At 66.8% G+C, this 26,828-nt stretch carries 22 protein-coding genes and 3 tRNA genes; 8 read left to right on the top strand and 17 right to left on the bottom strand.

What is annotated here, in order from left to right; genetic code table 11:
* Positions 1-132 precede the first annotated feature (132 nt).
* The 10 genes from EYS21_RS11825 to EYS21_RS11780 form a co-directional block, all read right to left on the bottom strand.
* Complete coding sequence (locus tag EYS21_RS11825) at positions 133-1,701, bottom strand: glycoside hydrolase family 32 protein (protein ID WP_131133402.1); 1,569 nt, start codon at positions 1,699-1,701, stop codon at positions 133-135.
* Positions 1,698-2,750, bottom strand: a complete 1,053-nt coding sequence (locus EYS21_RS11820; RefSeq protein WP_131133401.1) for an ABC transporter ATP-binding protein — start codon at positions 2,748-2,750, stop codon at positions 1,698-1,700. Before EYS21_RS11820 ends, EYS21_RS11825 begins: the two co-directional genes overlap by 4 nt.
* A complete protein-coding gene (locus EYS21_RS11815) occupies positions 2,747-3,709 on the bottom strand; it encodes an ABC transporter ATP-binding protein (protein ID WP_131133400.1) in 963 nt (320 codons plus the stop codon). Before EYS21_RS11815 ends, EYS21_RS11820 begins: the two co-directional genes overlap by 4 nt.
* A complete protein-coding gene (locus EYS21_RS11810; RefSeq protein WP_242633398.1) occupies positions 3,706-4,680 on the bottom strand; it encodes an ABC transporter permease in 975 nt (324 codons plus the stop codon). The genes EYS21_RS11815 and EYS21_RS11810 overlap by 4 nt, the downstream gene beginning before the upstream one ends.
* Before the next feature lie 8 nt (positions 4,681-4,688).
* Entirely contained in the window at positions 4,689-5,666 is a 978-nt protein-coding gene (locus tag EYS21_RS11805; RefSeq protein ID WP_131133399.1) for an ABC transporter permease, read from the bottom strand.
* A 96-nt stretch (positions 5,667-5,762) separates the two neighbouring features.
* A complete protein-coding gene (locus EYS21_RS11800) occupies positions 5,763-7,436 on the bottom strand; it encodes an ABC transporter substrate-binding protein (RefSeq protein ID WP_131133398.1) in 1,674 nt (557 codons plus the stop codon).
* Positions 7,437-7,513: 77 nt separating this feature from the next.
* Positions 7,514-8,617, bottom strand: a complete 1,104-nt coding sequence (locus tag EYS21_RS11795; protein WP_131133397.1) for a LacI family DNA-binding transcriptional regulator — start codon at positions 8,615-8,617, stop codon at positions 7,514-7,516.
* A 270-nt stretch (positions 8,618-8,887) separates the two neighbouring features.
* Positions 8,888-8,963: transfer RNA gene (locus tag EYS21_RS11790), tRNA-Phe, on the bottom strand.
* Positions 8,964-9,011: 48 nt separating this feature from the next.
* Positions 9,012-9,085: transfer RNA gene (locus EYS21_RS11785), tRNA-Asp, on the bottom strand.
* A 92-nt stretch (positions 9,086-9,177) separates the two neighbouring features.
* Positions 9,178-9,250: transfer RNA gene (locus EYS21_RS11780), tRNA-Glu, on the bottom strand.
* 169 nt (positions 9,251-9,419) lie between these two features.
* Here EYS21_RS11780 and EYS21_RS11775 point away from each other — a divergent pair.
* Positions 9,420-10,442, top strand: a complete 1,023-nt coding sequence (locus tag EYS21_RS11775) for a PHP domain-containing protein (RefSeq protein ID WP_131133396.1) — start codon at positions 9,420-9,422, stop codon at positions 10,440-10,442.
* 7 nt (positions 10,443-10,449) lie between these two features.
* On the opposite strand, the gene EYS21_RS11770 is transcribed toward EYS21_RS11775, so the two are convergent.
* Entirely contained in the window at positions 10,450-11,130 is a 681-nt protein-coding gene (locus EYS21_RS11770) for a thioredoxin domain-containing protein (RefSeq protein ID WP_131133395.1), read from the bottom strand.
* A 126-nt stretch (positions 11,131-11,256) separates the two neighbouring features.
* On the opposite strand from EYS21_RS11770, the gene EYS21_RS11765 reads away from it, so the two are divergent.
* From EYS21_RS11765 to EYS21_RS11750, 4 genes are all read left to right on the top strand, one after another.
* Complete coding sequence (locus EYS21_RS11765) at positions 11,257-12,219, top strand: DMT family transporter (protein WP_131133394.1); 963 nt, start codon at positions 11,257-11,259, stop codon at positions 12,217-12,219.
* A 25-nt stretch (positions 12,220-12,244) separates the two neighbouring features.
* Complete coding sequence (locus tag EYS21_RS11760; protein ID WP_131133393.1) at positions 12,245-12,673, top strand: metallopeptidase family protein; 429 nt, start codon at positions 12,245-12,247, stop codon at positions 12,671-12,673.
* A 42-nt stretch (positions 12,674-12,715) separates the two neighbouring features.
* Positions 12,716-13,636, top strand: coding sequence for a cation diffusion facilitator family transporter (locus EYS21_RS11755; RefSeq protein WP_131133392.1), 921 nt, complete (start codon positions 12,716-12,718; stop codon positions 13,634-13,636).
* A gap of 196 nt (positions 13,637-13,832) precedes the next feature.
* A complete protein-coding gene (locus EYS21_RS11750; protein WP_131133391.1) occupies positions 13,833-15,236 on the top strand; it encodes a C40 family peptidase in 1,404 nt (467 codons plus the stop codon).
* A gap of 19 nt (positions 15,237-15,255) precedes the next feature.
* On the opposite strand, the gene EYS21_RS11745 is transcribed toward EYS21_RS11750, so the two are convergent.
* From EYS21_RS11745 to EYS21_RS11725, 5 genes are all read right to left on the bottom strand, one after another.
* The gene (locus EYS21_RS11745) at positions 15,256-16,062 is read right to left on the bottom strand and encodes an ABC transporter permease (RefSeq protein ID WP_131133624.1); all 807 of its coding nucleotides are present in this window, start codon (positions 16,060-16,062) and stop codon (positions 15,256-15,258) included.
* A 103-nt stretch (positions 16,063-16,165) separates the two neighbouring features.
* A complete protein-coding gene (locus EYS21_RS11740) occupies positions 16,166-17,173 on the bottom strand; it encodes an ATP-binding cassette domain-containing protein (protein ID WP_242633397.1) in 1,008 nt (335 codons plus the stop codon).
* Positions 17,174-17,181: 8 nt separating this feature from the next.
* Positions 17,182-18,501: a hypothetical protein gene (locus EYS21_RS11735; RefSeq protein ID WP_131133390.1), complete on the bottom strand. Its 1,320-nt coding sequence runs from the start codon at positions 18,499-18,501 to the stop codon at positions 17,182-17,184.
* Between the two features lie 88 nt (positions 18,502-18,589).
* On the bottom strand, positions 18,590-21,289 hold the full coding sequence (locus tag EYS21_RS11730; RefSeq protein ID WP_242633396.1) for a PEP/pyruvate-binding domain-containing protein: 2,700 nt from the start codon (positions 21,287-21,289) through the stop codon (positions 18,590-18,592).
* 93 nt (positions 21,290-21,382) lie between these two features.
* Entirely contained in the window at positions 21,383-22,420 is a 1,038-nt protein-coding gene (locus EYS21_RS11725) for a universal stress protein (protein ID WP_131133388.1), read from the bottom strand.
* A gap of 417 nt (positions 22,421-22,837) precedes the next feature.
* Here EYS21_RS11725 and EYS21_RS11720 point away from each other — a divergent pair, with 417 nt between their 5' ends.
* The gene (locus EYS21_RS11720; protein ID WP_131133623.1) at positions 22,838-23,509 is read left to right on the top strand and encodes an FAD/NAD(P)-binding protein; all 672 of its coding nucleotides are present in this window, start codon (positions 22,838-22,840) and stop codon (positions 23,507-23,509) included.
* A 57-nt stretch (positions 23,510-23,566) separates the two neighbouring features.
* Here EYS21_RS11720 and EYS21_RS11715 read toward each other — a convergent pair whose 3' ends face one another.
* On the bottom strand, positions 23,567-24,184 hold the full coding sequence (locus tag EYS21_RS11715) for a copper resistance CopC family protein (RefSeq protein ID WP_131133387.1): 618 nt from the start codon (positions 24,182-24,184) through the stop codon (positions 23,567-23,569).
* Positions 24,185-24,296: 112 nt separating this feature from the next.
* Between EYS21_RS11715 and EYS21_RS11710 the strand changes: the two genes are divergently transcribed.
* Both EYS21_RS11710 and hutG read left to right on the top strand, forming a co-directional pair.
* The gene (locus EYS21_RS11710; protein ID WP_131133386.1) at positions 24,297-25,739 is read left to right on the top strand and encodes an NCS2 family permease; all 1,443 of its coding nucleotides are present in this window, start codon (positions 24,297-24,299) and stop codon (positions 25,737-25,739) included.
* A 109-nt stretch (positions 25,740-25,848) separates the two neighbouring features.
* Positions 25,849-26,826 carry a formimidoylglutamase gene (gene hutG / locus EYS21_RS11705; protein ID WP_131133385.1) on the top strand — a complete coding sequence of 326 codons (978 nt, stop codon included), beginning with the start codon at positions 25,849-25,851 and terminating at the stop codon, positions 26,824-26,826.
* Positions 26,827-26,828 lie beyond the last annotated feature (2 nt).

Below are 26,828 nucleotides of genomic sequence, written 5' to 3'. Positions count from 1 at the left end.
ACGTCACCCTGAGTCCACCCCGAATTCACTCCAGGTTCCAATTGGACCCGCTCACAGGTACATCAACCACTCCGTACGGGCCGTTATGGAGTCCCCCAAAAAGGCCCGTACGGAGCAATCGATGCACGTAGGTCAGGGAAACAGCGGGCGCGGACCGCTGAAGATTCCTTCCATCCGCCAGGCGTCCAGCTGCAGGAGCCGGACTGAGCCGGCGGCGGCAAAGCGCACCGAGGTCCCTCCGAGGGTGGGATAGACCCGGGCGGTCAGGGCCTTGCCGTTGGCGAAGATCTCCACCGCCGAGCGGTCCACGAGGACCCGGAGGTGAAGCCGACCAGCGGCCAGGATCACAGGGCCTGATCTCTCCTCCGCGTCCACCGACGAGTCAAGGCTGCTGCGGGATCGGTCCAGGCGCAGCCATGAGTCGCTGCCGGTGCCGCGGGAGACTTCAATGACGGTCTCCTCGGCGGAGCCCGGAGCGGTTCCTTCCAGGGCAGCGCCGGAATCGGCAGACGAGCCCAGGATCCCAAGCCGGAAGACGCTTCCTGGCTCCAGCTCCACGTCCAGCTCCAGGTCCAATTGGTTGCCGGCAACCTCTGCCAGGACCTCGCTGCCGGCCACACCTTGCGGGTCAAGCCTGACGTGGTCCCGGCGCAGCGTCTCGACCTCCGGCACGGGGGTGAAGGCCAGCTCCCCCTGGTCGTCCAAGGTGGCTACGCGCGGCAAGCTCATGACGCCGGACCAGCCGGCCTCCACCATGGCCTCATCCGTCCGGCCCTCCTGCAGCCACCCGAACATCACGCGGCGGCCGGCGTCGTCAATGAACGACTGCGGCGCGTAGAAGTGCCTGCCCCCGTAATCGAGGCGGTGCAGCGCGGCGGGCTCGAAGGAATCTCCGGAATACCGCCCGGTCCAGTACAGCGGGTGCCGGGTGTCGCCGTCGTCCCAGGCGGAAAATACGAGCACGTCGTCGGACGGGCCACCGCCATCCCCCAGCGACCCGGGGCCGGCGCGGAACAGGTCCACGCACTCCCACATGGTGCCTTCCCAATCCGCTGCTGCGGGATCAACGGAGGCCGCGTCGCCGATGAACAGGGGCCCGATGTAGTCCCAGGTCCGGAGGTCAGCCGACTCGTAGAGGAACGCCGTGCCACCGCGGCCCCGGATGCCCGAGCCCACCAGCTGGCGCCAGCTTGAGCCCTCGCGCCACACGCAGTGGTCCCGGTAGGCGGTGACGTCCACCCCGGCCGGCGGGGCGGCGATCACGGGGTTTTCCGGCGCCTTGGTCCAGGTGAGCAGGTCCGGCGAGCCCACGGCCACGCAGGGCAATTCGCGTTCGCCGTGCCGACCCGAATACACCAGGGTGGGCGTGCCGCCGTCGTTCACCAGCACCCCGGACCAGCAGCCGTCGGCGTCCGGAGAGTCCGGCCCTTCGGAGGGTTCCAGCGCGACAGGCCGGTCCGTCCAGTTGACCAGGTCCGTGCTGGTGGCATGGCCCCACAGGATGCGGTGGTGGAACGCTCCCTCCGGGTTGTACTGGTAGAAGAGGTGGTAGGTGCCGTTCCACTGGCTGACGCCGTTGGGATCGTTGAGCCAGCCCGCGGGAGAGACGAAGTGGAAGCGCGGGCGGTGCGGGTCCGCTTCGGCGCGGATCACGAGTTCGTCTTGCGGCACGGTGGCCAGCGGGTGGGTCAGGCCGGTCATGCGGAAACCACTTCTTCCAGGGGGTCGGTGGCCAACGCGTGGCTGGATGCAGCGGCCGGCGGCCGGTACAGATGGCAGCGGACCCAATGCCGGTGTGCAGGATCGCCCACCTGGTGCCGCACGGGTTCGGCGGAGGAGCACCGCTGTTGCGGGTCGCCGTCGTAAGCGCACGACGTCGGTTCCATCACCGCCGCCCGCAGCTCGGCCCGCTCGGCCGGATCGTAGGATCCGGTGCGGGCAGGGTCCGGAACGGCCGATACGAGCAGCCGGGTGTAGGGGTGCGCCGGATTCGCAAGGAGTTCAAGCGATTCGCCCTCCTCCACGAGTTCGCCGGCAAACATCACGGCGATGCGGTCCGCGAGGTAGCGCGCCGAGGCAAGGTCGTGGGTGATGTAGAGCATGGAGATGCCCTTGTCGTCCCGGAGCCCGCGCAGCAGGTTGAGGATGCCGATCCGGACCGAAACATCCAGCATGGAGGTGGGCTCATCGGCCAGGATCACCTCGGGTTCCACGGCCAGGGCCCGGGCGATGGCCACGCGCTGGCGCTGGCCGCCGGACAGCTCATGCGGGTAGGAATTGAGCATGTCAGGGGTGAGTCCCACAGTGGTCATCAGTTCGTCCAGCCTGGTCCGCAGCTGGTCCGGGGTCCCGGCTTTTCCGTGCAGGGTGAGGGAACGAGTCAGGAAGTGTTCGATCCGGTGGACCGGGTTCAGGGAGCCGAAGGGGTCCTGGAACACCATTTGCACCTGTGCCCGGTATTGCCTGGATGCCTGGAACCGGTCCCGTTTCAGGACGTCGGTGCCGTCCAGCAGGATCTGGCCGGCGGTGGGCCGTTCCAGCCGCGCAATGCAGCGGGCAAGGGTGCTCTTCCCGGAGCCCGACTCGCCGACGAGGGCCACGATTTCACCCCTGCCGATGCTCAGGTCCACCCCGCCAAGGGCTCGCACGGCCGCGCGGGAGAACAGGCCGCCGCTGTGGAAATCCTTGACCAGGCCCCGTACCTCAAGAGCTGGGGCTCCAAGAGCCGGTGTTTCGCTGTGCTTGCTCATGAGCGAGCTCCTTCCAGGGCGGGCTGGTTCTGGGCAGTCTGAACCTGGGAAACCGGTGCCACGAAATGCCCGGGGGCCGCTTCCCGGAGGTCGGCGATGTTGCTGAACTTCACGCCGTCGGCCAGGCCGGTGAGCGGCACGCGAGGTCCCGTGAGGGGTGGGAACGCTCCCATCAGTGCCTGCGTGTACGGGTGGCGCGGGGCGGTATGGATGTCCCGTGACTTGGCTGTTTCCACGATCCTGCCGCCGTACATCACCGCCATCCGGTGCGAGAGTTCCACCATGAGGGACATGTCATGCGTGATGAAGAGGACGGAGAACCCCAGCTGGTGCTGCAGGTCCTTGATCTGGGCCATGATTTCCTGTTGCACCACCACATCCAGGGCAGTGGTGGGCTCGTCGAGGATCAGCAGGGACGGCTTCAGCGCTACAGCCATGGCGATGACCGCGCGCTGGCGCATGCCCCCGGACAGCTGGTGCGGGTAGGACTTCAGCCGGGCGGGGTCGATCCGGACCAGCTCCAGCAGTTCGGCGGCCCTCCGGAGGGACTCCTTGCGGGAGTAGCCGGCATGCGTGGTGAAGATATCCACGATCTGGTCGCCGATGGTCATCACCGGGTTGAGCGAGTTCATGGCCGACTGGAAAACCATGGCCACGTCCTGCCAGCGGAACCGGCGGAGCTCCTCCTTGTCCAGTGCCAGGACGTCCCTGCCGCCGAAACGGATGCTGCCGCCGGAGATCTCAGCCGGGTCGCGCAGCAGCCGCATAACCGCGTTCGCGATGGTGGATTTGCCGCAGCCGGATTCGCCGGCCAGGCCGAAGATCTCGCCGGCACCGATGCTGAAGGAGACGCGGTCGACGGCGGTGGTGGAGCGGGTGTCGCCACGGTACTTCACGGTGAGGTCCTTGATCTCCAGGACGGGCTCGTGCGAGCCGAGGGAGGTCTGGGAGACGGTCATGCCGCTGCTCGCTTTCCGGTGGGGACAGGCTTGGGTTTCTTGATTTTCCTGAGGCGGGGGTTGGTGACCTCGTCCACGGCGTAGTTGATCAGCGCCAGCGAGAACGCCACCAGCGCGATGCACAGGCCAGACGGGACAAAGACCCACCAGCTGCCGGTGAGCAGGGCTCCTTCATTGCCGGCCCAGTAGAGGTTGTTGCCCCAGGAGACCGTGCTGACATCGCCGAGGCCCAGGAATTCAAGCCCGGCCTGCGCACCGATGCCGTAGATGATGCAGGCCAGGAGCGTGCCCATCACGATGGAGGCCATGTTCGGAAGGATTTCGCCGAACATGATCCGCAGCGGCCGTTCGCCGGTGACCACGGCAGCTGCGACGAAGTCCTTGGAGCGGATGGACAGCGCCTGTGAGCGCAGCACCCGGGCGGAGCCGGCCCAGCCGGTGACCACCAGGACCAGGATGACGGTGCCCAGGCCAGGCGGGAGGAATGCGGCCAGGATGACCAGGAGCGGCAGCCCCGGCAGCAGCAGGAAGACGTTGGTCGTCAGGGAAAGTGCCTCGTCGATGAACTTGCCGAAATAGGCAGAGGCGAGGCCCACCAGGATGCCGATGAACGTAGAGGCGAACCCCACGGTCAGGCCCACAAACAGGGAGCTGCGGGAACCGTGGATGGTCAGGGCCAGGACGTCCTGGCCCTTGGCCGTGGTGCCGAGCCAGTATTCCGCGTCGGGCTCCTGTGACGCCATGCCGGTGATTTTGGACGGGTTGTCCGGGAACAGCACCGGCGCGAGGAGGGCCAGGGCGATGAAAACGAACAGGATGGCGGCGCCCGTCATGGCCTTTTTGTTGGTCAGCAGCCCGTGCAGGAGGCTCCGGTTGGATTGCCGGACGGAAACCGCGGGCGGAAGCCCTGCGCCGCCGTCGGGCGTTTTGCCGGGCAGGCTGGAAGCGGTGTTTGCGATGGAAGTGGTCATGATCAGTCCTAGTTGCTGCGCACGCGCGGGTCGAGGCGGACGTAGAGGATGTCCACCAGGAAGTTGGCCAGCAGCACGGCGGCCGTGATGGTCAGGAACAGGCCCTGCATGAGCGGGTAGTCCAGGCCCTGGACGGCGGCCAGCAGCTGGTAGCCCACGCCGGGGTAGGCGAACACGACTTCGGTCAGGAGGGCGCCTCCCACTACAAATCCCAGGCTCATGCCGAAGGCGGTGACGGAGGGCAGCATGGCGTTGCGGGCGGCGTAGCGGAACATGATCCGGCCCGGGCGCAGGCCCTTTGCCTCGGCCATGGTGATGTAGTCCTCGGCGTTGGTGGCGATCATGGTGTTGCGCATGCCCAGCATCCAGCCGCCGATGGAGACCAGCACGATGGTGAGGGCGGGAAGCACCAGGTGCATGCCGACGTCGGAGATGAATTCCCAGCTGAAGCCAGGGGTGATGGTGTCACTGAACGCATGCCGGATCGGGAACCATCCCAGGGTGACGCCGAAAAGGTACAGGGCACCCATCGCGAGCCAGAAGTACGGGAAGGAGCCGATGAAGATCAGCAGCGGCGGGAGCGCCGAGTCAACGGCTCCCCCGCGGCGCCAAGCAGCCAGGATTCCCAGCAGGTTCCCCACGACGGCGGCAATCACCAGGGCGGTTCCGCCCAGCAGGAGCGTCCAGCCCACTTGCGATCCGATCACTTCGGTGACAGGTGCGGGAAAACGAGAGATGGAGACGCCCATCTGGCCGGTCAGCATGTTGTGGAGGTAGCCGATGTACTGCTCCCACAGCGGCCGGTCGTCCACTCCGAGCAGTTTTCGCAGCTGCTCGATCTGTTCGGGCTGCATCCGGTCCTGGGTCCGGGCGAACATCCGGGAGACGGGATCGCCGGGCATAAAGCGCGGGAGCAGGAAATTCAGGGTGATGGACACCCAGAAGGCAATCAGGTAGAAACCCAGGCGGCGCAGGATAAAGCGCACGGTTTCCCTCCATTCGGGAATTGCGGAAATTTTTTGGGTGGCGGGCCCGCGCTGCAGCGTTGATTTGCGGCAGCGCGGGCCTCTTGAAGCTGGGGACTACTTGCGCGGTTCCAGCGATGTCAGGACCAGGACCGTGGTGGGTGAGCGTTCCGAGAGCGTCGCGTAGGGGTTGTCCTCCGTGGGCCAACCGGTGAACCGGGTGTCGTTGAAGGCGCCCCAGACCGGGCCGGAAAAGAGCGGCACCAGCGGTGCGACGTCGTTGTACTGTTCCTGGAGCTTGTTGGCAATGTCCTGTTGCTTCGACTCGTCGGACTCTGCCGCGAACTCTGCAAGCAGCGCGTCCGCCGTGGCGTCCCCGAAGCGGTGGTAGTTATCGAAGGTTTTGTTTCCCACCGGTTTGACCGTTGCGGTGCCCATGGAGGCGTTGAAGTACTTGTACGGGCTGGGGTCGTTGGCGCTCCAGACGATGCCGGAGTCGAAGTCGCCTGTTTCATACCCTGCTACAACTGCTGCCCAGTCCGGGGAATCAACCTTGGCGCTCACGCCGATCTCGGCCAGGTTCTGCGAAATGACGTTGGCCACCGACAGCCAGTCGGACGAGGAAGCTCCTACGGAGATCTTGAACTCGAACGGCTTGCCGTCCTTGAAGGTGCGCTTCCCGTCCGCGCCCTTGGGGTAGCCGGCCTTGTCCAGCAGCTGACTGGCAGCCTCCACGTCCAGTTTGGTCCAGGTACAGCTGTCCTTGACCTCAAGGTTCTTCCACTTCTCGTAGTTGCCGGACAGGCCGGTGCAATCGGCCGGCTTGGCGTAGCCGCTCATGCCGATCTTGGTCACCTGGTCGCGGTCCACGGCCATGCTGAGTGCCTTGCGGACGTCAACGTCGTTGAAGGGGGCCTTGGTGGTGTTGAGCTGCCAGTTGATCATCGCGCCCGTGGCAGGGAACCAGTACTGGCGGTGTTCCTTGTCCTTGGAGATGAAGGTCTTCTCGATGTTGGGCATGTACTGCGGGGCCCAGTCCACGTCACCGTTCGCGGCGGCAAGGTTGGCGCCGTCATTCCCGGCGAAAGCAAGCATCTTGATGCCGGCGATCTTCTGCTTTTCCGGCTGCCAGTAGTTGGGGTTCTTCTTCAGCACGAATGACTGGGCCTGGAAGCTGTCCACCTCCGTGTACGGGCCGGTGCCCACCGGCTTGGCGTTGGCGTCCTTCGCCGGATCGGCAAGCGCGGACCAGATGTGCTTGGGCAGGATGGTGAGCTGGCCGAGGTCGTAGAGGGCCGGCGACCAGGGCTTGTTGAAGCTGAAGGTAACCTTGTTGGCGCCATCGGCGGTTACCGTCTCGAGGTAGTCGTAACCGCCCTTGATCTTTTTCTGGAGTTCGAAAGTGTAGGCGACATCGTCGGCCACCAGCGGCTGTCCGTCGGACCACTTCACGCCGTCGCGCAGGGTGAAGGTGATGGACTTGCCATCCTCGGCGGACTTCCACTCTGTGGCGAGCCACGGCGTCGTGTCGCCCTTGGCCGGGTTGAAGATCAGAAGGGATTCGTAGATGGACTGCTGCACCATGGGATTCACCGTGGGTGCGAAGGGGTTGAAGTTCTGGACGAACGTGCCCATGTCCTCACGGGGAATGGTCAGGAATGCGCTCTCTGACGAGCCGCCAGTGGCGCCTGTACTGCCTTGGTTGGCTGAGCAGCCGGTGAGCAGGAGGGCTCCCACGGCCAGGCCGGCCGCCGTGATGCGGGCAGCCCTGAAGAATCGCTGTTGTGTCATGATGGGTATCTCTTTCCTCTCTTCATCGCTGAAGGTGAAGGTGTGGTTGGGGTTGCTGTTCAGTAGTTGATTTGCCGTCAGACTGAATAGCGTTCTAGCAGCGGACAGTCGACCATTTGCTGATGTGCAGTGATCGGCTGTCCTGCTGTAAGGCTTGCGAGTGTCTGGACACCCAGCGCACCCATCTCCTCGAAGGGCAACGCAACCGTCGTCAGTTTCGGCCTGAGATAGGCCGCAATGAGTTCCTGGTTGTCGAAGCCGATCACGGCGATGTCTTGGGGGATGGCGAGCCCGCGCTCCTTGATGGCGTCATAGGCGCCCATGGCCATCCGGTCGTTGAGGCAGAACAGGGCACTTGGCCTGCCTTCCCCAGCGGGATATCTATCAAGAATTTGGCAGGCCGCCTCGTAGCCGCCGTCCGCCGTCGCGTATCCCGAGACGACAAGGTCGGGGTCCAGTTCCAGCCCTGCTTCGGCGAGTGCTTCACGGCACCCCTCCAGTCGTCCGACGGCGGCGGGGATGTTCGGATCCAGGTTGATGACACCGATTCTGGAGTGGCCTGCCTGGAGCAAACGCTCGACGGCGACGCGCCCACCTGCGCGTTCGTCCGGGACGATCGAGGGCAGCTTCCCGTCCGCGTCGAAGCAGTTGATCAGGACAGTGGGCACCTCATTGGCGCTTTTCGGAACGTGCACGGGCCGGTGGAAGGTGGCCGCGTACAGAAGTCCTTCCACTCTCTGCTCCAGCAGCTTTTCAAAGGCTGCATCCTCCATGCCCTGATTGGGTCCGACGGCATCGGCCTGGTCGGAGGGCGCGATGAGCAGGAACTTGCGGTCCAACCACGCCTGGTCCTGCGCGCCCTTGATGATGTCGACGGCGAACGGTGCCGTGACAATCTCCGTGACGATGCCGTACCAGTCGCTTCGCTGGGACGCCAAGGCCCGGGCGCCGGCGTTGGGACGGTAGCCGAGCGTCTGGACAGCTTCGAGGATGCGGTGCTTGGTGTCTTGCGAGACGTTGGGGTGCTCCCGGTTGCTGAGGACGAAGGACACAGCGGTGCGGGACACTCCTGCGTGCTTGGCCACATCCGCCATGGTGACTCCACGGGGCGAGGGGGCCGCCGTCGTCGTACCAGCTGCGCGTGTCCTCGCGGCAGGTGCGGGTGGGGTGCTGTTCGCCATTGAATGCTCCGGGACTTCTGCGTGGGGCCCGTCTGGTGACCGGCCGGATTTCGTTTAGTTACGCGCGTTACATGCGGTATGTGATCGAGGTTACGCGCGTTACACGGATACTGTCAATGCTTTGGGGGATTTTCGTTTCGGGGGCCGGGCGGCCGTCAGAAGCTTGTTCGCACATCCGAACCTTCAAGGCAATGTTTAGCGAACAGGGTTAGGTCACAAGGTCCCTTTAAAGAAGAAAAGCACCAGTTCCGAAGAACTGATGCTTCCCAGTGGTGGCTCCGACCGGCGTCGATCCGGTGACCTTTCGATTTTCAGTCGAACGCTCTACCAACTGAGCTACAGAGCCTAGGTGACATGTCACCTTGACCACCGGAATTTCTTCCGGCAATCAGAGCGACCCTGACGGGACTTGAACCCGCGACCTCCGCCGTGACAGGGCGGCGCGCTAACCAACTGCGCTACAGGGCCTTGCTTTTCTTGCTTCCGCAGTATCGCTACCGCGTTTTTTCAAGGCTTCCAGCTTACCAGACGTTTTCAGCCTGCTTGACCAGTTCCTTGCGTACCCCCAACGGGATTCGAACCCGTGCCGCCGCCGTGAAAGGGCGGTGTCCTAGGCCGCTAGACGATGGGGGCCAGAACCCGTTCGGAGCAAAAAGAAAAGGCTTCGAGCCGGGGCTGTCAGTCTTTGTCCTTCGCAGTTCCTCCGAACTGGACTCTAAAACTATAGGGCCTACCCCGGGATAATCCAAAATCGGCCCACAGGCACCTGACCAAAGTGCCCGGAAGCGGCGAAGATGGACCCATGGATGCCGTCGCCGCGCTCAACGAAATTGCTTTCTGGCTGGAGCGGGAACGCGCCGCCACGTTCAAGGTCCAGGCCTTCCGGAAAGCGGCGGACATCATCGCCGGTTTGGAGCCCGCCGAGCTGAAGGCCCGGGCGGAGGACGGCCGGCTCAAACGCATGAAAGGGATCGGGGACCGCACTTACCAGGTGATCCGCCAGGCGGTCGACGGCGCGGTCCCGGACTATCTGGAAGACCTGCGCCAGCGCAGCACCGGGTCACTGGCGGAGGGCGGCAGCGAACTCCTCGCCTCACTCCGCGGCGATCTCCACAGCCACAGCGACTGGTCCGACGGCGGCTCCCCCATCACCTTGATGGCTGAGGCCGCGAGGCTGCTGGGACGTGAGTACCTGGCGCTGACCGACCACTCCCCCAACCTGAAGATCGCCAATGGGCTCACCGCTGAGCGCCTGGCTGAACAGCTCGACGTCGTGGCCGGGATCAACGACGAAACCGGCGGAAACGGCTTCACGCTCCTGGCCGGAATCGAGGTGGACATCCTGGAGAGCGGCGAACTGGACCAGACGCCGGAGATGCTGGACCGCCTGGATATTGTGGTGGCAAGCGTCCATTCAAAACTGCGGTCGGACCGGAGCACCATGACGCGGCGTATGCTGGCGGGCATCCGGGATCCGCACACCAACGTGCTGGGCCACTGCACGGGACGCCTGGTGGAAGGCTCGCGCGGTACCCGCCCGCAGTCGGAATTCGACGCCAAAAAGGTGTTTGCCGCCTGCGCCGAGAACAATGTGGCCGTAGAGATCAACTCGCGCCCCGAGCGGCAGGACCCGCCGGACGACCTGATCCAGCTCGCCCTCGACGCCGGGTGCCTGTTCTCCATCAACAGCGACGCACACGCTCCCGGACAGCTGGACTTCCTGCAGTACGGCGCAGCACGGGCGGCCAGCAACAGCGTGCCCGCCGAACGCATCATCACCACGTGGCCGCTGGACAAGCTGCTGGAGTGGTCCGGAACGGCCTGAGCGGGGGCTACTTCACGGCGTCGGCGAGTTTCTGCCGGAAGTCATGCTTGGTGGTCAGGGTGAGCTTTTCACCGTTGAGGAAAAACGTCGGCGTGCCGGTCACGCCCAAGGTGGTTCCGTCCGTGATGTCGGCCCGGATGCGTTCCTTGGTTTTGTCGGCCGCGACGGCGGCATCGAACGCGGCGAGGTCCAGCCCGAGTTCCCCGGCGTAGGTCCGAAACAGGGGCGCCTGTGATTCGGTTTTGCCGTGCCACTGGTCCTGGGTTTCAAACAGCCTGGCCTGCATCGCTTCGAACTTTCCCTGCTGTGCCGCGGCTTCGACAGCGAGGGCTGCCTGTCCGGAGTTCGGGTGCGACGACAGCGGGAAGTAGCGGTTGACGAAGGTGATCCTGTCGCCAAACTCCTGTTTGAGCTCTTCGACGAATGGGTGGACGGAGCGGCACGCCTCGCATTCGAAGTCGAGGAACTCCACGAGCTGCGCCTTTTCCACAGCCGGTGCAGTGAGCCTGTGGCTGTCAGTCCGGACAAGCTGTTCACTGCCTGCCACCGGCGGGACCTGCGAGGGCTTGTTGGACGTGAGCACCGCGTACCAGGCCGCTCCGCCCACCACGATGACGGCCAGCAGGATCCAGATGACCAGGCGAATTCGTTTGGCTGTGTCCGGCGATGAAATTGTGGCTGAGACCATGGCACGCATCCTAACCGAGGCTGTGCACTCCTCTCAGTGTCCACGCGCGCACTATTGGCAGGAACTCGACTAGACGTGGCCGATTTCCGCCAGCCGCCAGCGCCCGCGCAGGGCTAGATTGGCAGCATGGCAACCACCTCCCCCACGAACTCCGCTACATCGACGGCACCGCCCGCACTGCCCAGCCCAGTGAAGGCGCTCGGCGTCGCGGCCGTGGTGGTGACCGTGGTGCTCTGGGCGTCGGCGTTTGTGGGCATCCGGGCGATCGGACCCACCTTTTCCCCCGGCTCCCTGACGCTCGGCAGGCTGGCCGTTGCCGCCGTCGTACTCGGCGCACTGGTGGTGCCGCAACTGGCCAAAAGCAAAGTGCTTCCGCGGGGAAGGGAATGGTGGCCCATCCTGGGGTACGGCGTGATGTGGTTCGGTGGTTACAACGTGGCGCTGAACGCCGCGGAACACCTGCTGGATGCCGGGACCGCCGCCCTGCTGATCAACGTCAGCCCCATCCTGGTTGCCATCATGGCCGGATTCTTCCTGAAGGAGGGTTTCCCGCGGTGGCTGATCATCGGCAGCCTCGTGGCGTTCGGCGGGGTGGCGATGATCGCGCTGGGCTCCGGCTCAGGTTCCGGGGAACGTTCGACGGCGGATGTGGCGGGCGTGCTGCTCTGCCTCCTTGCCGCTGTGCTCGCCGCCGTCAGCGTCATCATCCAGAAGCCGGTACTCCGGAAGTTCCCTGCAGGCCAGGCCACCTGGTTCGGCATCATGGTGGGGGCCTTGTGCTGCCTTCCCTTCAGCGGCCAACTGGTGTCCGAGCTGCAGTCGGCGCCGCTGCCGGCAACACTGGGCCTGGTGTACCTGGGCATCTTCCCCACCGCCATCGCCTTCACCACCTGGGCGTACGCACTGTCGCTGATTGACGCCGGCAAGCTGGCCGCCACCACCTACCTGGTACCAGGCACCACCATCCTGATCTCGTGGCTGCTGCTGAGCGAGATCCCCACCGTCTGGGGGCTGGTGGGAGGCGCGGTCTGCCTGGTGGGAGTGGGCCTCACAAGGCGCCGGTCCCGCCCCCTGCGCAACGCCGCCTGACGGGGTTTCCCGCTAGAGTCGGGGTATGCCCGCACACCTTCCGCCTGGACTTCCCATCATCCCGGACGGTCCGCAGGAGACCCCACCGTTCTCGATGTCCGACGACGAGTTCGAATCCGCCGTCAGCGACGCCCTGAACCGGATCCCGGCCAAGATCGCCCGGGCCATGGACAACGTGGCGGTATTCATCGACGACGACTACATTCCCGGGCCCGGCGACGATCCGGACACGGTCCTGCTGGGGCTCTACGAAGGTGTCCCCCTTACGGAGCGGGACTCGTGGTGGGACGCGGGATCCCTGCCGGACAGGATCACCATCTTCCGCCAACCCATCCTCGACATCTGTGAGACCCGCGAGGACGTCGTCGAGGAGGTGGCGGTGACCGTCATCCATGAGATTGCCCACCACTTCGGCATCGACGACGAGCGCTTGCATGAGCTCGGCTGGGATTAGCGCTCCCTGGTTTCGGCTTCCCCTGGGACTAGCCTTGTAGGCATGGGACACGACCACCACCACGCGCACGGGATGACGGCCACCGGCCGGCACCGCAAGAGGCTGCTCGCTGTCCTGGCAATCACGATGGCTGTTGTGGTGGTCCAGGTGGTGGGCGCGGCACTGTCCGGATCGCTGGCATTGCTCGCCGACGCCGGCCACATGCTCTCTGATGCGGCAGGCGTGACCATCGCCCTGCTGGCAGCCTGGATCGCTGGACGGCCCGCCAGCGACCAGCGGACCTACGGCTACCAGCGCGCCGAAGTCCTGGCGGCGCTGGCAAACGCGCTGATCCTGATTGTGATTTCGGTGGTCATCTTCTCGGAAGCCATCCGGCGCATCGGCTCCACCCCCGAGGTCCAGACCGGCATCATGCTCTTTGCTGCCATCCTGGGCCTGGTGGCCAACCTGGTGTCCCTGCTGATCCTGCGGGGAGCGCATGAAGAAAGCCTGAACGTCCGCGGGGCCTACCTCGAGGTGCTCGGAGACCTGCTCGGGTCCATCGCCGTCATCGCCGCCGCCGTGGTTATCCTGCTCACCGGCTACCAGGCCGCGGACACCATCGCCTCAGTGGTGATCGCCCTGATGATCCTGCCGAGGGCGTGGAGCCTGCTGCGGGACGTGGTGGATGTCCTGCTCGAGGCAACCCCGAAGGGCGTGGAAGTGCAGATGATCCGCGAGCACATCCTTTCGGTTGACGGTGTGTCCGACGTCCACGACATCCACATCTGGACCATCACCTCGGGAGTACCCGTGTTTTCCGCGCATGTGGTGGTGGAGGACGGGGTCCTCAACGCCCGTGGCGCGGACCAGCTCCTGGACAAGCTGACGGCCTGCCTCGGGTCCCACTTCGATACGGACCATTGCACGTTCCAGCTTGAACCGGCCAGCCACTCAGAGCACGAGTCGCAGCAGCACGCGTAGCTCACGAAGGACCCGACACGCCCGGCGGAAATGCACCCCATCGGCCCTCTTGTTGTTTATGTTATTACTGTGACCAGTGTTGTCAAAGTGCATGTGGTCCCGTAGCCTCTGAATGCTGGGTGATCGGCAGAGGGGCACTCAGTGCCGACCAATCAGACCTCGCTCCCCAGCCCAAAGATGCTGCGAGGTTCTGCGAATGGCTTTAACCGGACCCCGCCGTTGGCCCGCCCAACTGGGACTCGCCGTCGTGCTTCTTGGCAGCTTCCCGCTGCATGCCCAGGCGGCGCCGGCGCCATTGGCACCAGCGCCTGCCGCGCCTGCAGTCAGCATTCCGGCTGCGCCGGAGATCCCGTCCCCCGAAGACATTGCCGCCGCCAAGGCTAGTGAAAGCGCGACGGCGGACCAGGTCACCGCCATCGAACGGCTCCTTGCGGACGCAGCGCGCGCCCAGGAGGCCACGTTCGCCCTGGCGATGCAGGCCAACAACACGTACAGCGAGGCGCTCGTTGAGCTTCAGGCACGGCAGGCGGCCGCGAAAGTCGCCACCGCACGGGCAGAGTCTGCCGGGCTGGAGCAGGACAGGGCGCGCAAGCAGGTGGGGCAGCTGGCCGGGGACCTCTACCGCAACGGCGGCATGAACCCTGCCCTGACCACGTTCGTCACGGGCGGCGGGGACGTGCTGGGACAAGCGGCCACGCTCGAAGCCATCTCGGCAAGCCGGAGCCGCGCCTTCGAATCCGCTGCGAACGCGGCAACGGCGGCAACGTCCCTGACGGAAGCGGCCCAGGACGCCAACCGGGCAGCAGACGATGCAGCCAGGAACGCCGAAGCCCGCAAGACCGAGGCCGAACAGGCCAATGCCGCACAGGCCAAGGCAGTGGCTGAGGCAGCGGCGCAGCGGACAGTCCTGGTGGACCAGCTCGCACAGCTGCGGAACACCACGGTCGCCCTCGAAACGGCGCGCGTTGACGCCTTGGACCGGCAGCGCGAGGAGGCCCGGCTTGCTGCCCTGACCGCCGCTACGGACCGGGCGGCGTTCGACCAGGCTGTGGCGGACCAAGCTGCCGGAAGCAACGCACCTGTTGCACCGGCGGCACCCGCTCCAGCTCCAGCACCCGCGCCGGTGCCGGCTCCAGCACCCGCTCCAGCTCCAGCACCCGCGCCGGTGCCGGCTCCAGCACCCGCTCCAGCTCCGGCCCCCGCACCAGCACCCGCTCCTTCGCCGGGCGGCTCCAACGAGACGGCCATCTCGGTGGCGATGACCAAAGTCGGGGCACCGTACTACTACCAGTGGGGCGGCACCGGCCCGAATGGCTTTGACTGCTCGGGGCTTGTCCAGACTTCCTTCGCCGCCGCGGGCAAATATCTCCCGCGCACCGCCTCGCAGCAGTACGCGTCGGCACCGGTCCATGTCCCCATCTCGCAGGCCCGGCGGGGCGACCTGCTCGTGTGGGGCTCGGCGCCGAACTTCTACCACGTGGCCATCTACCTCGGGAATGGCCAGGTGGTACAGGCGCTCAACCCGGAGGAAGGCATCGGCGTCACGTCACTGAGCAGCATGGCCGGCATGCAGCTCCATCCATACGCCGCCCGGTACTGACGCCACCCGGAGCAAAGCGTCAGGACAGGACGTCCTTGGTGACGAACCTGCCGTAGGCGAGCGCCCCGAACACGGCCACGTAGCCCGCCTGCAGCAGCGCATTGCTGCCGAAAGAATCCCACAACACCGGCTGGCGGAGGAGATCCCCGAATCCAAGCCAATAATGGCTGAACAGCCACGGATGCAGCCATTCCAGCTGCGGCAGCTGGTCCAGGACCTGGGAGACCACGGACAGCACCACCGTTGCGGCCATGGCACCCACCGGGACAACCGTCAGGGTGGACAGGAAAAGCCCGATCGCCGAGAGCCCGGCCAGCGACACAGCCAGGTACGCCGCGATCAGCACCAGCCGCACGGCAGCCTCCGGCGGCTGGACCACGTCCCCGGACAGCAGTGTGACCGGCCCGATGGGAAACAGCGACGCACCGATGGCCGCCCCCGCCAGGGCAACCGTAACCGGCGCGGCAACACAAAAAACCAACGCACCGGCGTACTTGACCAGCAGCAGCCGGACACGTCCGGCGGGTGCCACCAGCAGATAGCGCAAAGTGCCCAGGCTGGCCTCCCCCGCGATCGTGTCGCCGGCAACAACCCCGATGGTCAGGGGAAGGAACAGCGGGACGGACACCAGCATCGCGGTGACCGCCACGAAGAGACCGTTCTGGGAGATCCGGTCCAGGAAGGCCGGTCCGCGGCCCGACGGGACGCTGGACGAGAGCCGGACCGCGACGGCGATCAGCACCGGGATGGCGGCCAGCGCCAGGAGCATGGCCCAGGTCCGCCGGCGCCTGAACAGGACGCTGAGTTCGGAACCCAGGAGCGGGATACTGGACGCCGCGCGGTCCCGCGCCGGGACACTCGTGGAGACGCCTCGGGACCGGGCACCGGACCCGCTCTGCGGAAACCTGTTGGGCAGTTCGCCCGGCACGCTACTGGGCAACGTCGAACCCCTCCCCCGTGAGCGCCACGAAGCGGTCCTCGAGGCTTTCGCGTTCAACCGAAAAGCCGCGGACCCGAACGCCGCCTTCCACCAGCCGGGCAACGATCTCCTCCGGCGCAACGGAACCATTCCCTGCCAAAGCATCCGGGCCCGCACCGGTCCCCAACGTGGCGGTGACCACCGCACCGTCGGTTTCAGGGCTGCCGGCCACGGGAGTCATGCCCAGCCGCGCCAAAACGCCAAAGGCCGTGCCGGCGTCGGGCGTTAACAGGCGGATCCGGGCCTCGCCGGCCTGCCGGAGTTCCGCGAGCGGGCCCTGGGCGACGAGCCGGCCGGTGCTCATGATGGCCGCGTGCGTACATATCTGCTCCACCTCGGCCAGGAGGTGGCTGGAGACGAACACCGTGGCGCCGTCGGCGGCCAGCGAGCGGACCAGGTTCCGCACTTCCCGGGTTCCCTGCGGATCCAGCCCGTTGGTGGGCTCGTCCAGAACCAGGAGCTCGCGGGGGGACAGCAGCGCATTCGCTATCCCCAGCCGCTGCTTCATGCCCAGCGAATAGGCATGGACGCGCTTGCCGGCAGCATGCGAAAGCCCCACCCGCTCCAGCGCCTCACCCACCCGGGTCCGGCGCGTGGCCGGGCGCGCATTGCGGCTCGCGGCGTCCAGCCGGTGCAGGTTGGCGGCACCGGACAGAAAAGGGTAAAAAGCCGGCCCCTCCACGAGTGCACCCACCCGGGGAAGGACCTCATGCAGCCGGTTCGGCATGTCCAGCCCGAGGACGCTGACGGTGCCCGACGACGCCGCGGCCAGGCCCAGCATCATGCGGATGGTGGTGGTCTTTCCGGACCCGTTCGGCCCCAGGAATCCGAACACGGAGCCGTGCGGTACGGCCAGGTTAACGCCGTCGACGGCGACCTGATGGCCGAACCGCTTGGTCAGGCCCTGCGTTTCGATGGTCAGCCCGGTAGTCCCTGTCCCTGATGCGTTTCTGCCCACAGCGGCGGTCACTTGGCCACGGCGCCCGCTGCGGCCTGCAGCCGCTCCGCCGGGACCATGCCGACGAAGATCCGTCCGTCGTCGGTGATCAGCACGTTGACCAGTGTGGTGGACAGCAGGCGTCCACCGGGAACGACGACGGCGGCCTGGGCCAGGAACGGATCCTTCAGCAGGGATTCACTCAGCGCGGATCCCTGTCCGGCCGGTGCCGCGGGGAACCCGAGCACGGTTTCCCAGCCGGTTCCCGTCACGCTGGGCCGGGCCATTGCGGGCATCATGTGGGACGGTCCGGTCCGCGAGTAGATCTCCGCGGCGGCTGCGTCCGGAGTGACGACCATGCCGGGGGATCCCGGGAAGCCCGACGTGACCGGCCAGGGCCGGGCACCGGGAAGCTGGAGTTCCTTGACGGTGGCACCGGGCGGCGGGGCGAACGTGAACAGCGAATCGTCGGGCTTTGCAAGGGAGAGGCTGGTGAATCCGATCTGGAAGGCGGGCTCCGCCTGGTCACGCGCCGTCACGGTGACGCGGAGCGGCAGTCCCGTTTCGCCGTCGACCGCGATGGCCACCCGTCCCACCAGGGTCCCCTGGGTCCGGGGCTCCAGCAGTAGGTTGTAGGCCGCCCTGCCCGCGACTTCTACGTCGGGGCCCACGGTGACCTGGGTTGAGCTGTCCACGGCGGCCAGCAGCCTGGTGGCGATGTCCTCCGGCGTCGGAACGGAATATTCCGGCATCGGTACTGGAACTGGTATCGGCATGTCAGGTGCCGGGACCGGTGGTAATGGCAGGTCAGGCGCGCGGAGTTCCGGCTTTGGGAGCCCTGGCATCGGCGCTGGCGCCTGGTCCGGGGGCATGGGGGCTTTCGGCGGTTCAGCCAGCGGCAGGTCACGGGCGAACGACGGAAGGGTCAGGTGCGCGGCCGAATTGTCCCTGGAGCTGTAGAACCAGAGCTCGGTGTCCCGGCGGATGACGTCGCGTTCAGCGAGGCGGTCCACCACTTGGACCCGGGCTTTCGACGGACCATCAATAAATACCCGGGCGGTGTGCTGGCCGGTCAGGAGTTCGGCGATCGAGGCCGCTCCGCCGGCCGACGCAGGACCGGAGGACGGGGCGGTTGAGGGAAGTTCCGGCAAGCCAAGCTCGGAGGTTTGCTCCACGGTTCCCGAGAGGGTGCTAATGGTGTGCCCGCCGAGCATGACGAGAACCTGCGCCGGAGTCTTTTCGGGCAACGGGTTGCCGGCGCGCGCCGGAATGGATCCCGCCAGCACCCCGGCGGCGATCACGGCTGGTACTGCAACCGCCGGCATCCACCGCAACCATGCGCGGCTCATGCCACCCACACTCCATCATTGGAGCCCATAGGTTCAGGTTACGCCTGGGAGGGGCCCCGTACACTACCCCGTCTTTGGGGCGGACCAGCTATCCGGGCACCACTGTTCCGGCGGCGCCGTCCACCGTGATTCGTTGCCCGCTGGACAGCAGGACGGTGGCGTCCGGGACGCCCACCACGGCCGGGATACCGTACTCCCGCGCCACCACGGCACCGTGCGAATTTGGGCCGCCCATCTCCATGACCAGGCCACCCGCCGTCAGGAACAAGGGTGTCCAGCCGGGATCCGTGGACGGCGCCACGAGGATCTCCCCCGGTTCCAGGTGCGCCCCCACCGGGTCCAGGATGACCCGCGCGTCGGCGCTGACAATGCCGGCCGACGCCGGGCTGCCGCTGAGCGTGCCTGGCACCGTGGGTGCCGCGCCGGCGAAACCGGATGGCACCGCTTCGGGTTCGGTTCCGTCCGAGAGGAGGAGCCGGGGCACGTGGCGGCGTTCGAGCTCACGGGCGTACGCTTCCCTCCGCCGGTCAACCAGGCTGCGCAGGTCCGCGGGCGTGGTTCCATTGAGGCCCTGCCGTGCGTCGCTGAAGTCGAGGAAGAAGATGTCGTCCGGATCCGCGATGCTTCCGGCCGCGGCCAGCGCGGCTCCCACGTGCTGCAGCTGCCGGCGCACCTCGGCGAGGCCCACCACGATCTGGTACTTGGGCATTTCGCGCAGCCCGGCGAAGAGCCTGGCTCGCCGCAGCGCCGCCCGCACCAGGGCGCCGCGGACCCGGCCGCGGCGGTGGGCTTCCGCCACGAGGCGCACCACGGTTTCCTCCGCCTGCTCGGTGGCAGTGCTGAACTGCACGTCCGGAGCAAGCCTGGAGTCCTCCAGCCGGAGGTAGTTGGCCAGCACCCCCAGGATATGGGTGGGATCATCGGACCAGCGCGGCATGCCCACGTCGATTTCCGCCACGGCCCGGTGGCCGTACCTGTCCATAAAGCGGGCCAGGCCGGCCTGCAGCACTGCCGGCAGTTCCCCGGCTTTGAATTGCCGGGCCAGCGCGGCCGGTGCCTGGTTCCTGACCGCATTGGACGATCCGCCGTCGTCCCGGATTACCGTGGCGAGCCGCCACAGCTCCAGGTCCATCTCCGTGGTCACGTTGTTCGGCAGCCCGCGCAGCACGTGCTGAAGATCGTCCCAGCGGTTCTTGCCGCCCAGCAGTTTCCCTGCGAGCGCCAGCATGCCGAATCCCAGCGCCGGGAGGGGAAGGACGGCGGGCACGATCGAGAAGAGGCGGTTGCCCAGGAGAAATTCGGCGTGGTCGAGGCGCTCGGCCGGCGTGGCGCCGGGCCCGAGCTCCAAGGACTTCCCGAAGTCCCGCGCAAACCGGTTCACCCGCCGCAGCGCCGCTTCCGGCCTGAACAGGGCGCGGAGAAGCGTCTCAGGTGCCCTGGCATGTACCGCCGCCGGAACCACGTGCCGCAGCAGGCCGACGGGGGTCCTGTTCGTCACCGAAAACCTGGGATCCTCGAAGACCCGCCTCAGGACCGTGGCGGAGCGTGCCTCCATCACGTCAAACACGCGGGGAACGATCCGACGCCCAATGGTGCTTCGGGCCACTGTGGTCAGGTCGAAGTAAATGCGCTGCCCGATTTCCGCAAACGGTGACGGGCCGTTCCGGGGCTCCGGCACGTCAAAGCGGGCAGCCCGCGCCACGGAGGAGCCTATGAGTTTGAACGCGGCCAGCCCCATCGGTGTGATCGGGCGGGTGAGGCCCTGGGCGAGGCTGAAGCACAGGTAGACCCTTGTGCCTTCCCGGGCCGGTTTGGTCTCCGGCAGCGGATACAGGGTGGTGATGGGGCGGGACTGTGTCAGCCACAGCCGGCCATCAGCATCGATGGCCCATTCGGTGTCCTGGGGCGAGCCGAAATGCCGCTCGACGCGCAGGCCCAGCCGGGCAAGCTCGGCTGCCTGGCCGTCCGTCAGGCAGGCAGCCGATCCGGCGTCGGGCACGTCCAGGGTTTCGGTTCCGCCACCCGGCAACGGCCGCACCACCAGGCGTTTGTCCCCGAGCCGAGTCTCAATGACCCGCCCCGTGTCGGGGTCCACCACAAAGTGGTCCGGGTTGACGGAGCCGGAAACCACGGCTTCGCCCAGCCCGGGACTGGCATCTATGACCGCCTGCCGCCGGCGGCCTGTCAGCGGGTTCGCGGTGAACATCACCCCGGCCGTCACGGCGTCCACCATCCGCTGGACCACAACGGCCAGCGCCACCGTGGAGGCGTCGATCCCCAGCTCCGCGCGGTAGCTGACGGCACGGTCCGTCCAGAGCGAAGCCCAGCAGTTCCGGACGGCTTCCACGACGGCGGCGGTCCCCACCACGTTCAGGTAGGTGTCCTGCTGGCCGGCGAAACTGGCGGAGGGAAGGTCCTCGGCCGTGGCCGATGACCTGACCGCTACCGGCACATCGGCGCCCAGGGCGGCATAGGCCTGCCCGATGGCGGCGGCTATGCCGGCTGGAACCGGCGTGCCACGGACCAGGTCCCGTGCCTGTCCCGCCAACCCTGCGAGGGCAGGCAAGTCGCCCGCGGCCGTGGCAGTCAGCGCCTGATGGATTTCGGCGAGGCTGCCCTCCCTGTCGGTGGCCTGAAGATAGGCGTCGGTGGTGAGGCAGAAGCCCTCGGGTACGGGCAGCCCGGCGGCGAGCAGCTCACCCAGGTTCGCGGCCTTGCCGCCCACGAGCTGCACCATGCCGGCGCGGACATGCTCCAGTCCCAGGACCGGGCCAACGGTGTCTGGCATTTCCATGCCTCCTGATCATGAGGCCTGCGGCTGAAACGGGGACTTGGGAGGGAGACTGCAGGCAGTGACGTCAGACAGGAAATGCCAGGAGCCTCAGGCTGCCCCGAGGATGGGGCCGAAGCTTGCCCGGTCCGCCAGCCGCGGATCCTCCCGGTCCGGCACAACAAGGACAGGTCCCTTCGCGTGGTGCAGGACGCCGTCGGACGTTGAGCCGAGCAGCATCCCGGTGAAGCCGCCGCGTCCGCGGGTGCCCACCACGATCAGTTCCACGTGCCGGCTGGACTCCACGAGCACGTCCACGGGCGAGCCGTCCTTCAGCTCGGATTCCACCGGCAGATGCGGGTAGTGGCTCTTGAGCCAGGCCATCCCGGCATCGAGCTGGACCCGGATGTCGGCGAAGAGGGCTTTGCGGTCCATCGGCGCCGGAACCCAGGCGAGGGAGCCGCTGTACTGGGGCACAGCGCAGACCACACGCAATGTTGCCCCGAGGCGTTCGGCCTGGGAGGCGGCCTCCAGGACAGCGACGCGTGCCTGCTCGGAACCGTCCACGCCCACCACCACAACGTTCTCCACGGGCTGGTGGCCGGACCTCGCCTGTTCGGCCTTGATCCGTTTGTCCTCGGTGGTCTCGCCCAGCCGGTCGGAGCAAATCAGCGGAACCGTCACAGTGGGGCACTTGGCGTGGGCCGGAAGCGCGCTGCTCACAGACCCGAGGAGGCGGCCCACAAAGCCGCCACGCCCGCGGGTGCCGAACACCAGCAGCTCGGCCGACTCGGACATCTCCAGGAGCACACCGGCGGCGTCACCGTTCTCAACGGAGGCATCCACGTCGATGGTGTAGCCGGACACCTTGTCCAACGCCTGCTTGACGATGGCCTCGGCCCCCTCGCGGATCACCGAGTCATCCACGGTGGCGTAGCCGCCGTCGAGCCCGGAGGCGGCAAAGATCGGCACGGAGTATGCGGTGACGATGTGCAGCGGACGGCGTCGGCGCTCAGCCTCGCGGGCCGCCCAGACAAGGGCACACTGGCCGTGATCCGATCCGTCGACGCCCACCACGATCCCCAGCGGGGCGGTGGAACTGTCGCCGCCATCCCGTGCCGGGTCCGGATGCATCTCATGTGCGCCCATTGGGCCGCCTCCTCGCGATACTGCCTGATGTTGCGGCTATTCTGCCAGAAGCAGGCCATTCCCAGTGCACTCGCCGGACAGGCCACGCACCGGATCATCAAAGCCCGCGTCCACTTCTCACTATTCTCGTTCCACAGGTTCTTAGCAAGCATGCGCAGGGGCGCAACCCGAGGTTATCCACACCCGGTTTCGCTGCCGGCGGAAAGCGCATTCAACGCGGGAAGAATGTTTGCGGTTGGGCTATCCATGGACGTTTTTGTTCTGTAGTCTTCGAGGCACTGCTGGTCCGCCGATGCTCTGTGTCAGAACATCCCGGGCCAGCTATTGCGACCGGACTTTGGGGGTAACGGAGCGAGAGCACGGCGAGGATGCCTGCGTTTGCCCACACCTTCGAAGGAGGAAACTGTAGTGTCAAGCATGCCTATGACTGGCGGGACCGAACAGACCACCACGGTGATTATCGGCACGGGCCTCTCGGGCCTGGCCGTGGCCGCCGAGCTGCGGCGCAGGGGCGTGCACTCCATCGTGGTGGACGGACTCGATATCCTGGGCGCGGGCCAGCCGGCAAATACCGCTTCACTGCAGCGCTGCGATGCCGCCGACTCCGTTTCGCTGCGGGAGCGCAATGAAATCCTCCGCCACCTGCGCAACTATGCGGCCAGCCACCAGGTGGACGTCCGCAACACCACCCGCGCCGTCCAGCTGACCATGGTCCGGCCCGTACCCGGGCCCGCGGCCGACGGGTCCACGGCCGACGGGTCCAGCGCTGAAGGGGCTTCCTCCCACCAGTGGGAGGTGCACACGCCCACCGGCATCCTGCTGGCCGACCACATTGTCCTCACCCGCTGCGCGCACAGCCAGCTGCGCCGCATGCTGAGCGATTTCGGCATCACCGTGGGCCGCAACCTGGTGGCCGCGATGCGGGCCATCGGCATCTACCTGGTGGGGGTGGGCGACCTGATCACGCCATCGCCGAAGGAAGTGCTGCGCCAGGCCAAAACCGTGGGACAGGCGATCTCGGCGAAAGTCCACCCGGAGAACGCCCCGACCATCATGACCGGCAGTTTCGCCGCCGTCTTGCCCGCTTAACCGGCCCCACAGGGACCTGCAGGACCCGGGGGCGTGCGCAGGGTTGGCTTTACCGGACTATGCGGCGCGTTCGTCTTCGTCGCCGCCCGCACCAAGGCGCCGCCTGGCGAGGACACCGATGGCCACGAGGAGCCCCACGGCCACTGCTGCGAACACCACCAGGCTCCACGGGAACGGCTGGGATGCGTCCCGGACCGGCGCAGGGGTCGCGGTGCTGCCCGGCTGCGCGGTGCCCATCCCCGGGACGGCAGCGGCCGACGTCGAACCCGTAGCAGGTGCCGCGCCGGCAGCCGCCGCTGTGGCCGTGAACCCGAACGTCCCCTCAATGGGGTGGGAATCCGAACTGACCACCCGCCAGCTGACCGTGTACACGCCGGCCGGTGCGCCGCCCTTGAGTTTCTGGGATGCCACGTTATCGACGATTTCGACGGCGCCATCGGCCCATTCAGTGCCCGTTGCATCCTTCACGGAGAACTGCGAGCCGATACCCAGGGGCTTGTTGCTGAAGGTGACCGAAACTTTTTCCGGCGGTGTGGCGACCGTGGCACCCTGGGCGGGGCTGCTGGATTCTGCGGCGTCGTGTGCAGAGGCCGGACCGGCCAGGCCCAGCATGGCGGCGGCGAGAACGAACGAACCGAGCACAGCGCTCAGCAACTGGCGGCGGATGGAACGCATGCGTGGACTGCTCCCTTGTGTTGGCTTCCTTACAGACTAGGCGAATTTGCCGGGCCGCCGCCCGGAGGGCCCATAGGATTCAACTATCCCCACAGACTCCCCGGAGGACTCAATGCTTAAGCAAGGCTCTGCACTGGACCGGTACTTCAAGATCACCGAGCGGGGGTCCAACTTCTCCCGCGAGATCCGCGGCGGGTTCGCGACCTTCTTCGCCATGAGCTACATCGTGGTGCTGAACCCGCTGATCCTTTCCGGCCCCGACTCCAGCGGCAACTCCTTGGGGTTCCCCGCTGTTGCTGCGGTGACCGCCTTTGTGGCCGGCATCCTCACCATCCTGATGGGCGCCTGGGCCAGGCACCCCTTCGCACTGGCCACAGGCCTGGGCGTCAACGCCTTCGTGGCCGTCACTGTGGCCACCAACCCGGGCCTGACCTGGCCGGACATGATGGGCCTGGTGGTGCTTTCCGGCGTCACCATGCTGATCCTGGTCCTCACCGGGTTCCGGACCGCCGTGTTCAAGGCCGTTCCGGAGGACCTGAAAACCGCCATCGTGGTGGGCATCGGGCTGTTCATCGCGCTGATCGGCCTGGTGAATGCCGGCTTTGTCCGCCGTATCCCCGATGTCGCCGGAACCACCGTGCCCGTGGGCCTGGGCTTCGACGGCAAGCTCCTGGGCTGGCCCACAGCAGTGTTTGTGTTCGGCCTGGTCCTGACCATCGCCCTGGTAGTGCGGAAGGTGAAGGGCGCCATCCTGATCGGCATCGTCACGTCCACCGTCATCGCCGTGATCCTGGAAGTCACGCTGCACATCGGCCCCAGCGTCGCCCCGGACAAGCCGTTCAATCCGCAGGGCTGGTCCCTGGTAGCCCCCGCCTTCTCCGGCTGGGCAGCACCTGACCTTTCCCTGATCGGCAAAGCCAACCCCTTCGGCGCATTTGAGCACCTGGGCTTCGTGGCCGCCACCCTGCTGGCCTTTGTCATCCTGCTCAGCATCTTCTTCGACGCGATGGGCACCATGGTCGGCCTGGCCAACGAGGCAGGAACCGTGGACGAGCACGGCAACATTCCCGACGTCGACCGCGTGCTGCAGGTGGACGCCCTGGGCGCCATTGTGGGCGGCGGCGCCTCGGTGTCCTCGAACCAGATCTTTGTCGAGGCCGGCGCCGGCATCGGCGAAGGCGCCCGGACCGGCATTGCGTCGATCGTCACCGGCCTGCTGTTCCTGGTGGCGATGTTCTTCACGCCTCTGATCAACCTGGTGCCGTTCGAAGCCGTGGCTCCCGCGCTGGTGGTTGTCGGCTTCATGATGGTGTCCCAGGTGGGAAAGATCGACTGGCAGGACTGGGGCATCGCGATACCGGCCTTCCTGACGTTCACGCTGATGCCGTTCACGTACTCGATCGCCAACGGCCTGGGTGCCGGCTTCATCGGCTACGTCCTGATCCGCACGGTCCAGGGCCGGGTGAAGGATGTCCATCCGCTGATGTGGGCCGTGGCCGGCGCGTTCCTGCTGTTCTTCGCCGTGGGTCCGATCGAGGCCGCGCTGGGAATGTAACCTCCTTCGGCGCGGCCGGGGCGCACCGGCCCGCGTGAATTCCGGAATTACAGACATCACGACGGCGGTCCGGCTCGCTTTCGGTGCAGGCATGCGGTGAGCTTGAATCATGGTCCTCCCCGCACTCACCGTTGATGTCCCCCCGCAGCCCTGGACGGGCCGGTTCGACGGCGACGGCGGCGAACACCGGCGCTGGTGGCAGGCCGTTTCGCCCTACGCCCCGGGCCAGTCCGCCACCACGCCGTCCGGTTCCGGGACTGACGCCCCGGCCCGCCCCGCCGTCGTCCTCGGGTTCGCCAGCGACGAAGGCGTGCGCCGTAACAAGGGACGGACCGGCGCTGCCCTTGCGCCCGCGGCGATCCGAGCCGCCCTGGGCCCGCTGGCCTTCCACCTGCACCGTTCCGTGTCGGATGCCGGCGACGTCGTCGTTTCGGACGGCGCCATGGAGGCCGGGCAGGGCCGTGCCGGGCAGGCCATTGCTGCCATGATCGACGCCGGCAGGCTCACCGTGGTGCTGGGCGGCGGACACGAGACCGCCTACGCAAGCTACCTGGGGGTTGCCGGTTCCGAGGCCGTGCGCAGCGGCCTGCGGCTGGGCATCCTGAACCTGGACGCCCACTTCGACCTCCGCGACGAGCCGCGCCCCAGCTCCGGCACGCCGTTCCTCCAGATGGCCCAGGCGGAAGCTGCCGCGGGGCGCGACTTCCGATACGCCGTCGTCGGGATTTCCGAGCCGAACAACACCCGGGCACTCTTCGACACGGCAGAACGGCTGGGTGTCCAGTACCTGCTGGATGAGGACTGCACCGCCGAGGGCGCCCAGGCGTTTGTTGCGCAGTTCCTGGACAGCGTGGACGTGCTGTACCTGACCATCGACCTGGACGTGCTGCCGGCGTCCGCGGCTCCCGGCGTGAGCGCGCCCGCCGCCTACGGAGTGCCCTTGCCGGTGATCAGTGCGGTGTGCCGGCAGGCGGCGGACAGCGGGAAGCTCCTGCATCTGGACGTGGCCGAACTGAACCCCGCATTCGACATTGACGGCCGGACAGCACGGGTGGCCGCCCGGCTGGTTAACACACTGCTGCGCTAACG

The organism is Arthrobacter sp. S39, from assembly GCF_004320525.1.
Taxonomy (GTDB): Bacteria; Actinomycetota; Actinomycetes; order Actinomycetales; family Micrococcaceae; genus Arthrobacter.
Note: the sequence above shows the minus strand (reverse complement) of the source record. Positions and strands in the feature narration are given on the sequence as shown.